The 12839-nt window shown below is 60.4% G+C and carries 14 protein-coding genes; 8 read left to right on the forward strand and 6 right to left on the reverse strand.

The genetic code is table 11. The features are described 5' to 3' along the window. Positions 1 to 91: 91 nt before the first annotated feature. The 5 genes from CKW32_RS19580 to CKW32_RS19600 all read right to left on the reverse strand — a co-directional run bounded on the left by CKW32_RS19580 (position 92) and on the right by CKW32_RS19600 (position 3575). Positions 92 to 283, reverse strand: a complete 192-nt coding sequence (locus CKW32_RS19580; RefSeq protein WP_095185745.1) for a DUF1289 domain-containing protein — start codon at positions 281 to 283, stop codon at positions 92 to 94. 27 nt (positions 284 to 310) lie between these two features. Then, positions 311 to 1237 carry an SMC-Scp complex subunit ScpB gene (scpB, locus tag CKW32_RS19585; protein ID WP_032890978.1) on the reverse strand — a complete coding sequence of 309 codons (927 nt, stop codon included), beginning with the start codon at positions 1235 to 1237 and terminating at the stop codon, positions 311 to 313. Between the two features lie 12 nt (positions 1238 to 1249). Beyond that, entirely contained in the window at positions 1250 to 1948 is a 699-nt protein-coding gene (locus CKW32_RS19590; RefSeq protein ID WP_177434294.1) for a ScpA family protein, read from the reverse strand. 120 nt (positions 1949 to 2068) lie between these two features. After that, positions 2069 to 2698 carry an L-threonylcarbamoyladenylate synthase gene (locus CKW32_RS19595; protein ID WP_015885581.1) on the reverse strand — a complete coding sequence of 210 codons (630 nt, stop codon included), beginning with the start codon at positions 2696 to 2698 and terminating at the stop codon, positions 2069 to 2071. A 13-nt stretch (positions 2699 to 2711) separates the two neighbouring features. Further along, positions 2712 to 3575: a PHP domain-containing protein gene (locus tag CKW32_RS19600; RefSeq protein ID WP_032890975.1), complete on the reverse strand. Its 864-nt coding sequence runs from the start codon at positions 3573 to 3575 to the stop codon at positions 2712 to 2714. Positions 3576 to 3662: 87 nt separating this feature from the next. Between CKW32_RS19600 and CKW32_RS19605 the strand changes: the two genes are divergently transcribed. The 7 genes from CKW32_RS19605 (at position 3663) to CKW32_RS19635 (ending at position 9150) form a co-directional block, all read left to right on the forward strand. Beyond that, on the forward strand, positions 3663 to 4259 hold the full coding sequence (locus CKW32_RS19605; RefSeq protein WP_032890974.1) for a septation protein A: 597 nt from the start codon (positions 3663 to 3665) through the stop codon (positions 4257 to 4259). Position 4260: 1 nt separating this feature from the next. After that, positions 4261 to 4560 carry a YciI family protein gene (locus CKW32_RS19610; RefSeq protein ID WP_027605568.1) on the forward strand — a complete coding sequence of 100 codons (300 nt, stop codon included), beginning with the start codon at positions 4261 to 4263 and terminating at the stop codon, positions 4558 to 4560. A gap of 106 nt (positions 4561 to 4666) precedes the next feature. Beyond that, on the forward strand, positions 4667 to 5074 hold the full coding sequence (locus CKW32_RS19615) for a hypothetical protein (protein WP_032890973.1): 408 nt from the start codon (positions 4667 to 4669) through the stop codon (positions 5072 to 5074). Between the two features lie 7 nt (positions 5075 to 5081). Then, entirely contained in the window at positions 5082 to 5759 is a 678-nt protein-coding gene (locus tag CKW32_RS19620; RefSeq protein ID WP_095185747.1) for a response regulator transcription factor, read from the forward strand. Between the two features lie 124 nt (positions 5760 to 5883). Next, positions 5884 to 6348, forward strand: coding sequence for an LTXXQ domain protein (locus CKW32_RS19625; RefSeq protein WP_032890971.1), 465 nt, complete (start codon positions 5884 to 5886; stop codon positions 6346 to 6348). A 68-nt stretch (positions 6349 to 6416) separates the two neighbouring features. Continuing rightward, positions 6417 to 7760, forward strand: coding sequence for a HAMP domain-containing sensor histidine kinase (locus tag CKW32_RS19630; RefSeq protein WP_095185748.1), 1344 nt, complete (start codon positions 6417 to 6419; stop codon positions 7758 to 7760). A gap of 40 nt (positions 7761 to 7800) precedes the next feature. After that, positions 7801 to 9150, forward strand: coding sequence for a CoA transferase (locus tag CKW32_RS19635; RefSeq protein ID WP_095185749.1), 1350 nt, complete (start codon positions 7801 to 7803; stop codon positions 9148 to 9150). Positions 9151 to 9521: 371 nt separating this feature from the next. Here the strand turns inward: CKW32_RS19635 and arcD (CKW32_RS19640) are convergent, their stop codons facing one another. Next, entirely contained in the window at positions 9522 to 10949 is a 1428-nt protein-coding gene (arcD, locus tag CKW32_RS19640; protein WP_095185750.1) for an arginine-ornithine antiporter, read from the reverse strand. Between the two features lie 450 nt (positions 10950 to 11399). On the opposite strand from arcD (CKW32_RS19640), the gene arcD (CKW32_RS19645) reads away from it, so the two are divergent. After that, on the forward strand, positions 11400 to 12827 hold the full coding sequence (gene arcD / locus CKW32_RS19645) for an arginine-ornithine antiporter (RefSeq protein ID WP_032890966.1): 1428 nt from the start codon (positions 11400 to 11402) through the stop codon (positions 12825 to 12827). Positions 12828 to 12839: the final 12 nt, after the last annotated feature.

The raw sequence follows: 12839 nt of genomic DNA on the forward strand, positions 1-12839 counted from the left end.
CGGGGCTTTGGCCGAATAGGTCGGCAAAGGGTCGCGAATCATACGCGTAAGGCGCGCATTGCGCATCACAGACTAGTCGATATGCGCCAAGTCATTTGTTTTTCCGCCGACCGGTGGCGCCCAAGGCCAACAAACGCAGTTCGGCTTCGGCCAGGACAGTGCGCTTGTCGGTCTTGTCGAGTTTCTTCCAGGCACGGATTTCGCGTTTGCTGCGACCGCACCCGACGCAGATCTCATCGCTGAATTTGCAGACGCTGATGCAAGGGTCTTTGGTTGAACTCATGTCTTCTCACATCCCGCATTGACCGCATCAGTCTTCGAATTCGCGGCGTTCCGCCTCAATAGCTTCGGCCAATGCACGGGCTTCGTCTTCTTCATCGCTCAGCGGCGGCGGTTCGAGAGCGGCAACGGCAGCCAGGAGTTTCTCGCGGGCTTCAGCCACGCCAAGGATATCTTCCTCAGGTTCAGCTTCGACTTCAGGCTCAACTTCAACGTTCACTTCGGCTTCAGGCTCAGCCGCACCATCACGCAGCAAATCATCGAAGTCGGTCTTGATCCCCTGCTCCATGTCGTCCAGTTCCAGCAAAAGGGTGTGGAAACTGGTTTCGTCTTTCGGTTCTTCAGGCTCGGCCGTGGCATCGGCAAGTTCCTGCAAACCTGGTGGCACCGGGGCGTCGTCGAAGTCCAGCACCGGCTCGGCTTCCATCTCACGCAATTCGGCCAGCGGCGGCAGGTCGTCGAGGTTTTTCAGGTTGAAGTGGTCGAGGAACACCTTAGTAGTGGCGAACATCGCCGGTTTGCCCGGCACGTCGCGGTAGCCGACGATGCGGATCCACTCGCGCTCCAGCAACGTCTTGACGATATGGCTGTTGACCGCCACGCCCCGCACATCTTCGATTTCACCCCGAGTAATCGGCTGGCGATAGGCGATCAGCGCCATGGTCTCCAACATCGCCCGTGAGTAACGCTGAGGGCGTTCTTCCCATAGGCGGCCGACCCACGGGGAAAATTTCTCACGAATTTGCAGACGATAACCCGACGCCACTTCGCGCAGTTCAAACGCGCGGCCTTCACAGGACTTGCGCAAGATCTCCAGCGCTTTCTTGAACACCGGCGGCTCAGGGCGCTCAGCCTCTTCAAACAGTTCGAACAGGCGCTCCAGGGATTGCGGTTTACCCGAGGCCAGGAGAAAGGCTTCCAGCAACGGCGCCAGTTCGCGGGGTTCAGTCAGATTCATCGATTCAGCTCTTTATTCGGCTCGCGCCCGCACGTGGATAGCCGCAAAAGGCTCATTCTGGACCAGCTCGACCAAGGATTCCTTGACCAATTCGAGGATCGCCATAAAGGTCACCACCACCCCCAGTCGCCCTTCTTCTTTGGTGAACAGCTCGACAAACGGCATAAAGCCGCCGCCCTTGAGGCGCTCCAGCACATCGCTCATGCGTTCGCGAGTAGACAGGGCCTCGCGGCTGACCTGGTGGTGTTCAAACATATCGCCCCGGCGCAGTACCTCGGCCATGGACATCAGCAACTCTTCCAGGCTTACGTCCGGCAGCAGCTTGCGTGCGCGAGCTTCGGGAGCATCCAGCTTGGGCACCACCACGTCGCGGCCCACGCGGCTCAGACCGTCGATGCCTTCGGCGGCCGCCTTGAAGCGTTCGTACTCTTGCAGGCGACGGATCAGTTCGGCGCGCGGGTCGTCCTCTTCGGCTTCCACCGTCTCCGAACGCGGCAACAGCATGCGCGATTTGATCTCGGCCAGCATGGCGGCCATCACCAGATACTCGGCTGCCAGCTCCAGGCGCACCGACTGCATCAACTCGACATAACCCATGTACTGCCGGGTGATTTCCGCCACCGGAATGTCGAGGATGTTGATGTTCTGCTTGCGGATCAGGTACAGCAACAAATCCAGCGGGCCTTCGAAGGCGTCAAGGAAGACTTCCAGGGCGTCCGGCGGAATGTACAGATCCAGGGGCATTTCCAGCACGGCCTGGCCGTACACCATCGCAAACGGCAGCTCCTGCTGCGCACCTGCCTGGGGGTCGACGGTTTCCACTGACGACATTCAGGCCTCGACCATAAAGGGCGCCGGATCGCCACAACCCACACGGATCACTTCAGGTTCGCCGTCGGCCAGGTTGATCACGGTGGAGGCTTTGCCGCCGCCGAAGCCGCCATCGATGATCAGGTCTACCTGCTTTTCCAGCAATTGGCGCATTTCGTACGGGTCTTCCAGCGGCTCAGTGTCGCCAGGCATGATCAACGAAACGCTCATCAGCGGTTCACCCAGCTCCGCCAGCAACGCCAGGGCAATCGGGTGCTCCGGCACACGCAGGCCGATGGTGCGTTTTTTGGGATGCAGCAGAAGGCGCGGCACTTCGCGTGTGGCGTTGAGAATGAAGGTGTAAGGCCCCGGCGTGTGGGCCTTGAGCAGGCGGAAAGTACCGGTATCGACCTTGGCGAACAGCCCCAGTTGGGATAGATCGCTGCAGATCAGTGCAAAGTTATGCTTGTCGTCCAGCTGACGCAGGCGCCGCACACGTTCGACCGCGCCCTTGTCACCGATCTGACAACCGATGGCGTAGGACGAATCAGTTGGGTAGATCACCACGCCGCCGGCGCGAATAATCTCCACGGCCTGTTTAATCAGGCGCGCCTGGGGATTTTCCGGATGAATCTGGAAGAATTGACTCACGAGCTCTACCTGTTCAGACGGTGGCAACAATGGGGTCATGCTTGAATCGCCCCCACAAAAGCGGCAAATCTTCCGGGATCGCGCGGTACTCGCCGATCTCGGACCAGCCGCCTGGGCCATGAAAGTCACTGCCGGCACTGACCAGCAGACCAAATTCGCGGGCAAGAATCGCCAGGCTGCCGACCTGTTCGGCGGGTTGATGCCCGTTGACCACTTCGATTGCGTGGCCACCCGCTCCAATATAGTCGCTGATCAGCTTGCGGCGCTTGCTGCGAGTGAAATCGTAATGCCAGGGATGCGCCAGGCTGACCCAGGCCCCGGAGGCCCGCAGGGTCTCGACGGTGTCTTCAAGGGTCGGCCAATGTTGCTTCACATCGCCCAACTTGCCGGCGCCCAGCCATTTGCGAAAAGCCTCGGCGCGGTCTTTAACAAAACCTTCACGCACCATCCAATCGGCAAAGTGCGGACGGGCCGGCGCATTGCCGCTGTCGCCCAGCTCCTGCTGGATCGCGCGGGCGCCGTCGAGGGCATTAGGCATGCCTTTGAGGGCCAGCTTGCGGCTTATTTCTTCGGACCGCAGCCAGCGGCCATCGTGCAATTGCGCGATAGCCTCCATCAACGGCGCGGCGTTTTGATCGAAACCATAACCGAGCACGTGAATGGTGGCCCCGCCCCAGGTGCAGGACAATTCAACACCGTTGACCAGTTGCATGCCCAACGAGTGGGCGGTTGCGCGCGCTTCGTCAAGACCTTCAAGGGTGTCGTGGTCGGTCAACGCCAGGACTCGCACGCCTTTTTCAAACGCACGCGCAACCAGTACCGCAGGCGCCAGGGCGCCGTCGGAGGCCGTGCTGTGGCAGTGCAAATCAACATTCACGGGAGTGTGTAACCTCAAGTCAGCTGGCGCTTTCGCAACCAAGGATGTTTGTTATTATGCCGCCACATCCAGCTTCTGGCTCTTACTGTGAAACAATTCATCGACTTCATCCCGCTGTTGCTGTTCTTCATCGTTTACAAACTCGACCCTCGGGTCATCGATCTGGCCGGCCACGAGCTCACCTTCGGCGGCATCTACAGCGCCACCGCTGTGCTGATCATCAGCTCTGTCGTGGTCTACGGCGCTATCTTCATCTCCCAGCGCAAACTGGAAAAAAGCCAATGGCTGACCCTGGTCGCGTGCCTGGTCTTCGGCAGCCTGACCCTGGCCTTCCACAGCGAAACCTTTCTTAAATGGAAAGCCCCGGTGGTGAACTGGCTGTTTGCCCTGGCGTTTATCGGCAGCCACTTCATCGGCGACCGCCTGCTCATCAAGCGAATCATGGGCCACGCGCTCACCCTGCCAGAACCGGTCTGGACGCGCCTGAACATCGCCTGGATCGTGTTTTTCATCTTCTGCGGCGCCGCCAACCTGTTCGTGGCCTTTACCTTCCAGGATTACTGGGTCGACTTCAAAGTGTTCGGCAGCCTGGGCATGACCGTGTTGTTCCTGGTCGCCCAGGGCATTTATCTGTCGCGCCACCTGCATGATGCCGAGACCACTACGCCGAAAACCGAGGACTGACATGCTCTACGCAATCATTGCTACTGACGTTGCCAACTCGCTGGAAAAACGCCTTTCCGTTCGCCCGGCACACGTCGAGCGCCTCAAAGTGCTGCAAGCCGAAGGCCGCATCGTACTGGCCGGCCCGCACCCGGCCGTAGACAGCAACGACCCAGGCGACGCTGGCTTCACCGGTAGTCTGATCGTCGCCGAGTTCGCCTCCCTGGCCGATGCTCAGGCCTGGGCGAAGGCTGATCCTTATGTCGCGGCGGGCGTTTACGCCGATGTCGTGATCAAGCCGTTCAAACAAGTCCTGCCTTAACCCAAGCTGCGCCGAACCGATTGCGTTCGGCGCGCTGCTTATTACTCATTATTCTCGGTAACCTGCCGACAACGTTCTGAATATTCGTGTGGAATTAGGAGTTCCGATGCGCTTACGTCAGTTTTGTCTGTTGGCAGTGTTAACAATCGGGGCTACGGCCCACGCTGAAGAAACCTCGAACACCGGCAGTTCCACGCCCTTGTCCTTGAGTGCCGGCAGCCAGATCAGCGAGCTGCAGCAACGTTTGAAAGAAAGCGAACGGCAGCGTGAAGCACTGACCAAACAACTGCAAAGCGCGGATGCTACGCGCGAAAGCGCCCAATTGAGTCGCCTTCGCCAAGAGAACCAAAAGCTGGCCCAGCAACTCAAAGATTCACAGGGCGGTACCTTGAGCCGATGGCTGACCGAGCAACAGCAGTGGTTTGTCACCGGCGGGGCCGTCGCACTGATCGCCTTGCTGTGCGGGATCTTCGCCAGCGGGGGGCACCGTCGCCGTCGACAATGGCTAAATTGAGTGAGTCATGAGCGAGCTGTTACTGATAGATGATGACCAGGAGCTCTGCGAGCTGCTGACCAGTTGGTTGAGCCAGGAAGGCTTTCAGGTGCGTGCCTGCCACGATGGCTTGAGCGCGCGCAAGGCCTTGGCCGACAGTGCTCCGGCAGCGGTCGTGCTCGACGTAATGCTGCCAGACGGCAGCGGCCTGGAGCTGCTCAAGCAATTGCGCAACGATCACCCGGAGCTGCCGGTGCTGATGCTATCGGCCCGGGGCGAACCGTTGGACCGCATCCTCGGTCTGGAACTGGGTGCCGACGATTACCTCGCCAAGCCCTGCGACCCCCGTGAACTGACCGCCCGCCTGCGCGCGGTATTACGCCGCAGCCACCCGGCCGCCGTGTCCAGCCAGCTTGAGCTGGGCGACCTGTGTTTCAGCCCGGTACGGGGTGTGGTCAGCATTGATGAACAGGAATTTACCCTCACCGTCTCCGAAAGCCGCCTGCTGGAAGCCTTGCTGCGCCAGCCCGGCGAGCCCTTGGACAAGCAGGAACTGGCGCAGATCGCCCTGGGCCGCAAGTTGACCCTGTACGACCGCAGCCTGGACATGCACGTGAGCAACCTGCGCAAAAAGATCGGCCCGCACCCGGACGGACGTCCACGGATCGTGGCGTTGCGCAGCCGAGGCTATTACTACGCCCCCTGAAAGTTTTGTCAGTTAGCACAAAATCGTCTTTACCCAAGCTTTACGCTCCCCTGACTGCCGCTGACCTTGATCTGGGTAACCTACTCACATCCGGACTCACCGGAATAGAGACAGGAGAATCACCATGCGCAAGACCCTTATCGCTTTGATGTTCGCCGCTGCCCTGCCAACCGTTGCCATGGCCGCGATGCCCGAAGGCCCAGGCCCGATGGGCGGTCCTGAAGGCCACATGATGGGCGGCCCGGGCCACGGCGGTGAACACGGTCCGCGTGGCAAAGGCGGCCCTTTCAGCCAACTGGACCTGAGCAAGGAACAGCGCCAGCAGATCGGCAAGCTGATGGGCGACCAATGGCACGCTCGCAAAGACCTGACCAAAAAGTACCTGGACAAACTCCCGGCCGCTGACCAGAAAGCCATGCAGGATGAAATCGCCGCCGGCAAGCAGAAAACGCAGGCCGATATCCGTGCCGTGCTCAAGCCTGACCAGCAGAAGAAGTTTGACGAGATCGTCAAGAAGCAGGAACAGCGTCGAGCCGAATGGAAGGAATTCCAGGCCTGGAAAGCGCAACAGCCGCAAAAAGCGCAATAATGCTCCCGCGTTAAAGCTCCCAGCCCAGTGGCTCCCGCCACTGGGCTTTTCCTGTTTGAGGGTTTCCTGTGCGTTCATTGTTCTGGCGCATCCTGGCCAGTTTCTGGCTGGCCATCGCCTTGGTTGCCGGGTTGTCGATCTTGCTTGGACACATGCTCAATCAAGACGCCTGGATTCTCAGCCGGCACCCTGGCCTCAAAAACCTGGCCGAAGAGTGGACCCAACTCTACGAAACCCAGGGCGAAGATGCTGCCCAGGAATTGCTGCAACAGCGCAAGCGCCAGTATCACCTCGACGTGCAAGTGCTGAACGAAAGCGGCGAGCCAGTGGTGCGTGGCACCTTCCCGCGCCGCGCCGCCGCCTTTGAAGCCCGACAGAACGACAGCAAGGAAGGCCACCTTCCCTGGCGCCGTCTGACCGCCGAGTACACCAGCGAGAAAACCGGCGACACGTACCTGCTGATCTACCGCATCGCCCACCCGGAGCTCGACGAATGGCACCGCAGCAGCCTGACGTGGCCATTGAGCGCCTTGGCCATTGCCCTGGTGGTGCTGACCCTGTTCAGCCTGTTCGTCACCTTATCCATCACCCGCCCGCTGAGCCGCCTGCGCGGTGCGGTGCATGACCTTGGCCAGGCCACCTACCAGCAAAACAGCTTGGCGCGCCTGGCCAATCGGCGTGATGAGTTCGGTGTACTCGCCACTGACTTCAATCGCATGGGCGCGCGCTTGCAAAGCCTGATCGGCAGCCAGCGCCAGTTGCTGCGCGATGTGTCCCACGAGCTGCGCTCGCCCCTGGCCCGCCTGCGGATCGCGCTGGCCCTGGCCGAACGCGCCGGGCCCGAAGAACGAGAAAAACTCTGGCCGCGCCTGACTCGCGAATGCGACCGCCTGGAAGCCTTGATCAGCGAGATCCTGGTACTGGCACGCGTCGATGCCGACAACGCCAGCGCTGAGGATGTCGACCTCAACCCCCTGCTCAAGACCCTGCAAAAAGACGCCCAGCTCGGCGCGCCAGACCAAGTGGTGCAACTGGCCAGCGAACATGACCTGCAGCTCAAGGGCTGGCCGACCATGATCGAACGCGCCGTCGACAACCTGCTGCGCAATGCCCAACGGTTCAACCCGCCAGGCCAGGCGATCGAGTTACGGGCACAGCGCCACGGCGAGCGCATCCTGATCAGCGTGCGCGACCATGGCCCCGGTGTTGACGCCGAACACCTGAGCCAACTGGGCGAGCCGTTCTACCGCGCGCCCGGCCAGACTGCCCAAGGCCACGGCCTGGGCCTGGCGATTGCGCGGCGTGCAGCCGAACGCCATGGCGGCAGCCTGATCCTGGCCAATCATCCTGACGGCGGCTTTATCGCCAGCATCGACCTGCCGTTGGAACCTGGGGTTGCAACGCCGGTGTGATGATCTTCTATAGTGGCCCTTCTCTTACGGAGGGCCTTCGATGACTGACCTGCTGACTCCCATCCAAGCCGCACTCGATCTACCCCACACCCCGCTGACCTTCACCGAGGCTGGCGCCCTGCCCTCGACCTACGCCGTCACCGAACTGGCCAGTGCCAGCATCGGCGCCGCCGGGCAGGCCGTCGCACAACTGATCCAGCAACAGACCGGGCGCTTGCCCAGCGTGAGTGTGGACCGGCGCCTCGCCTCTTTCTGGTTTTCTTCCTCGATCCGCCCGATAGGCTGGCAAGTGCCGCCACTGTGGGACCCGGTAGCCGGCGACTACGCCAGCGCCGATGGCTGGATTCGCCTGCACACCAACGCGCCCCATCACCGCGCCGCCGCCGAACGTGTGCTGGGCAAGGTCGCCGACCGCGCCGAGATGGCCGGCAAGGTCGCTGCGTGGAACGCCGCCGAACTGGAACAGGCGATTGTCGACCAAGGTGGCTGCGCGGCGCAGATGCGTGCGTGGCGCGCCTGGCAGCAACATCCGCAAGGGTTGGCGGTGAACGCCGAGGCGTTGGTCCAACGCCGGACTTTCGAAACCACAACCGACAAACCCTGGCTCGGCTCGGCCGCACGCCCGCTGGCCGGCCTCAAGGTGCTGGACCTGACCCGCGTATTGGCCGGCCCCGTGGCCAGTCGTTTTCTTGCCGGCCTCGGCGCGGATGTACTGCGCATCGACTCCCCGACCTGGAACGAACCCGGCGTGGTCCCGGAAATGACCTTGGGCAAACGCTGCGCGCGCCTGGACCTGAAAACGCCCGAAGGCCGGATGATGTTCGAGCGTTTGCTCAAGGACGCCGACATCCTGCTCCACGGTTACCGCGCTGACGCCCTGGAGCACCTGGGCTACACCGCCCCAGAACTGCAACACATCGCCCCCGGCCTGATCGACGTCAGCCTCAACGCCTATGGCTGGAGCGGCCCGTGGCGAAATCGTCGGGGCTTCGACAGCCTGGTGCAGATGAGCAGCGGGATCGCCGAGGCGGGCATGCTCTGGAAACACGCGGGTAAACCGGTGCCGCTGCCGTTGCAGGCGCTGGATCACGCGACCGGGTACCTCATGGCGGCCAGTGCGATTCAGGCGCTGGGCGAACGGTTGCAGTCCGGGCGCGGTGGTTCCGCGCGGTTGTCGTTGGCGCGCACCGCGACGTTACTGGTGGAAGCAGGCCAGGCTCCGGAGCAACCGGCGTTGCGAGAGGAAGAACCTGGAGATCAAGGCCTGGTCGTGGAACAAACCGCCTGGGGCCAGGCCCACCGGCTGCTGCCCCCGCTGACCATCGGCGGTACGCCATTGCAATGGGATTTACCGGCTGGAGAGTTGGGCTCGCACAGGCCGCAATGGTGACTTGACCGCCGCTATGGGGAGCAAGCCCTGAGTCTTGCATAAACCATTTCAGACGAGCGCATTCCTGTGGCGAGCGGGCTTGTCCTAATGCCAGTCAGTTAAGGAGGAACACTGTAACTGTGGCGAGCGGGCTTGCCCCGCGTTGGGCTGCGAAGCAGCCCCAAAACCAGGCACAGAAGAGTGCCTGATACACCGCATTCGTCTTAATCAGGGGCGCTTCCCCCCCAGCGCGGCGCAAGCCAGCTCGCCCGTTTGCTACGCGACAGCGCTACACGTCGAAAAGGTAGTGGGACCTCCCACATTTTGAATAGGTTCACCCATCAAAATGTGGGAGGGGGCTTGCTCCCGATGAGGCCAGCACAGTCCCCCCACTACAACGACAACACCCCGCTGTACAACCCATACGCCGCCAGCCCTGCACCGGCGATCACGCAGCTGAAAATGCCCTTCTCAACATGGGTAAACAACGGCTGGCCCTGTTCGCGCTTGGCCAGGGCGAACAGGATCACGCCCGGCGCATACAGCAGCGCCGACAGCAGCAGGTATTTCAGCCCCCCCGCGTAGAGCAGCCACAGGGCGTAGCCCAGGGCGATCAACCCCACCAGCAGGTCCTTGATGCGATGGCGGTGGGCACCTTCATAGGTTTCTCCCCGCCCGCTCAACAGCACGGCATACGCCGCCGACCACAGGTACGGCACCAGAATCATCGACGACGCCAGGTAAATCAGCGTGGTGTAAGTGCTGTGGGAAAACAGCGTGATCACCAGAAAAATCTGGATCATCACATTGGTCAGCCACAAGGCATTGACCGGCACCTGGTTGGCGTTTTCCTTCTTCAAGAACGCCGGCATGGTCTTGTCGTGAGCCGTGGCGTAGAGGATTTCCGCGCAGAGTAACGCCCAGGACAGCAATGCGCCCAACAGCGACACCGCGAGGCCCAGGCTGATCAGCAGGGCGCCCCAAGGGCCGACAATATGCTCCAGCACGCCCGCCAGGGAGGGGTTTTGCAGGCTGGCCAGCTCTGGCTGGCTCATGATCCCAAGGGACAGCACATTCACCAGCGCCAACAGCGCCAGCACGCCAAGAAAGCCAATCATCGTGGCGCGCCCGACGTCCGAGCGTTTATCGGCCCGCGCCGAATAGACGCTGGCGCCTTCGATGCCGATAAACACGAACACCGTGACCAGCATCATGTTGCGCACCTGATCCACCACGCTGCCGAGCTGCGGGTTGCCCAGGCCCCAGATGTCACGGGTAAAAATATCGGCTTTAAAGGCCACGGCCGCGATCACGATAAACATCAGCAGCGGCACGATCTTCGCCACGGTAGTGATCTGGTTGATGAATGCCGCCTCCTTGATCCCACGCATGACCAGGAAATGCACCGCCCACAGCAACAACGATGCGCAGCCGATGGCAACCGGCGTATTGCCCTGGCCGAATACCGGAAAAAAGTAGCCAAGGGTACTGAACAGCAACACGAAGTAACCGACGTTGCCCATCCAAGCACTGATCCAATAGCCCCAAGCCGACGAAAACCCCATGTAATCGCCAAAACCGGCCTTGGCGTAGGCATACACCCCTGAGTCCAACTCGGGTTTGCGATTGGCCAGGGTCTGGAACACAAACGCGAGGGTCAACATGCCGACGGCGGTGATCGCCCAGCCGATCAATACCGCGCCCACCTCGGCACGGGCGGCCATGTTTTGCGGCAGGGAAAAGATCCCGCCGCCGATCATCGACCCCACCACCAAGGCGATCAGGGCGCTGAGTCGAAGTTTCTGGGCCGGTTGAGACATGAACACTCCTGACTGAAAAACCGAGTTGAGCTGACAACTGAGCACTCAACTAATTAAATCAGCGAGTGTAGCGTTTATTAGGGATGGCGATTAAATCAATCCGTTCATAACCAAATGGCATTTAAATTAACAACATTTAGGCTTATTTAGATTTTAAATAGTGCATCAACTCTTAATATTTATAGCGAATAAGTGAAACACCGCTCAAATAGTTTGCACATCCGGCAAAAAGGTTTAGCTTCAAACGTCCATCTCACCGGCCAAATAATTAAATTTAATGGGGTTAACCGCTCTGCGCAGCGCGTTTCCAAGGATTTTTATCGCCCACGAGTTTCCAGCCTAAGTCATTTATTCACAATGGGATGTGCCAATGAAGTGATCTGAGTCAGCTGTTTGATTAGCACACGGAATTATTCTGTGGTCTCTCTTCTCCTGCATTGGAGTTATGCAATGTCTGAATCCCCCGGAAAACTTCGATTAGGTGCACTGGTTGCACTTGTCGTGGGCTCAATGATCGGCGGCGGGATCTTTTCCCTGCCGCAAAATATGGCCGCCAGCGCTGATGTTGGCGCGGTATTGATCGGTTGGGTGATTACCGCCATCGGCATGTTGACCCTCGCGTTCGTGTTTCAGACCCTGGCCAATCGCAAGCCCGACCTCGATGGCGGCGTGTACGCCTACGCCAAGGCCGGATTCGGCGACTACATGGGTTTCTCGTCAGCCTGGGGCTACTGGATCAGCGCTTGGCTGGGCAACGTCGGCTACTTCGTATTGCTGTTCAGCACACTCGGATACTTCTTCCCGATCTTCGGCGAAGGCAACACACCCGCAGCGGTGATTGGCGCGTCGGTGTTGCTGTGGGCCGTGCATTTTCTGGTACTGCGCGGGATCAAGGAAGCGGCGTTCATCAACCTGGTGACCACGGTCGCCAAGGTGGTGCCACTGGTACTGTTCGTGTTGATCGCCGTGTTCGCGTTCAAGCTGGACATCTTCACCGCTGACATCTGGGGCGTAAAAAACCCGGACCTGGGCAGCGTGATGAACCAAGTGCGCAACATGATGCTGGTCACCGTGTGGGTGTTCATCGGCATCGAAGGCGCGAGCATCTTCTCGTCCCGTGCGGAAAAACGCAGCGACGTCGGCAAGGCCACCGTGATCGGCTTTATCACTGTGCTGTTGTTCCTGATGCTGGTGAACGTGCTGTCCCTGGGCATCATGACCCAGCCGGAACTGGCCAAGTTGCAGAACCCGTCAATGGCTGCGGTGCTGGAGCATGTGGTAGGCCACTGGGGCGCGGTGCTGATCAGTGTCGGCTTGATCATCTCGCTGCTGGGGGCGTTGCTGTCGTGGGTGCTGCTGTGTGCGGAGATCATGTTCGCCGCCGCCAAGGACCACACCATGCCGGAGTTCCTGCGTAAGGAAAACGCCAACCATGTGCCGGTCAATGCCCTGTGGCTGACCAACGCCATGGTCCAAGTGTTCCTGGTGATCACGCTGTTTTCCGCCAGTACCTACCTGTCGCTGATCTACCTCGCCACCTCGATGATCCTGGTGCCTTACCTGTGGTCGGCGGCCTACGCGCTGCTGTTGGCGGTGCGCGGTGAAACCTACGAAAACGCCCTCAAAGAGCGCAAGAAAGACCTGTTCATCGGCGCAGTCGCGCTGATCTACGCGGTCTGGCTGCTCTACGCCGGCGGCACCAAGTACCTGCTGTTGTCCGCCCTGCTCTATGCCCCCGGCGCGATCCTGTTCGCCAAGGCTAAGCATGAACTGGGCAAACCGATTTTCACCAACGTCGAGAAGCTGATTTTCGCCGCAGTCGTCATTGGCGCCCTGGTGGCAGCCTATGGCCTCTACGACGGCTTCCTGACTCTGTAACTGTTGCTCCTT

It is taken from the genome of Pseudomonas sp. Irchel 3H9 (assembly GCF_900187495.1).
GTDB lineage: Bacteria > Pseudomonadota > Gammaproteobacteria > Pseudomonadales > Pseudomonadaceae > Aquipseudomonas > Aquipseudomonas sivasensis.

What these genes read in the sequence shown, in the direction of transcription:
- CKW32_RS19620 (WP_095185747.1), top strand. Translation starts at nt 5,082, where the DNA reads ATGAGCGAGCTGTTACTGATAGATGATGACCAGGAGCTCTGCGAGCTG.
- CKW32_RS19580 (WP_095185745.1), bottom strand. Translation starts at nt 283, where the DNA reads ATGAGTTCAACCAAAGACCCTTGCATCAGCGTCTGCAAATTCAGCGAT.
- arcD (WP_032890966.1), top strand. Translation starts at nt 11,400, where the DNA reads ATGTCTGAATCCCCCGGAAAACTTCGATTAGGTGCACTGGTTGCACTT.
- CKW32_RS19610 (WP_027605568.1), top strand. Translation starts at nt 4,261, where the DNA reads ATGCTCTACGCAATCATTGCTACTGACGTTGCCAACTCGCTGGAAAAA.
- scpB (WP_032890978.1), bottom strand. Translation starts at nt 1,237, where the DNA reads ATGAATCTGACTGAACCCCGCGAACTGGCGCCGTTGCTGGAAGCCTTT.
- CKW32_RS19625 (WP_032890971.1), top strand. Translation starts at nt 5,884, where the DNA reads ATGCGCAAGACCCTTATCGCTTTGATGTTCGCCGCTGCCCTGCCAACC.
- CKW32_RS19615 (WP_032890973.1), top strand. Translation starts at nt 4,667, where the DNA reads ATGCGCTTACGTCAGTTTTGTCTGTTGGCAGTGTTAACAATCGGGGCT.
- CKW32_RS19635 (WP_095185749.1), top strand. Translation starts at nt 7,801, where the DNA reads ATGACTGACCTGCTGACTCCCATCCAAGCCGCACTCGATCTACCCCAC.
- arcD (WP_095185750.1), bottom strand. Translation starts at nt 10,949, where the DNA reads ATGTCTCAACCGGCCCAGAAACTTCGACTCAGCGCCCTGATCGCCTTG.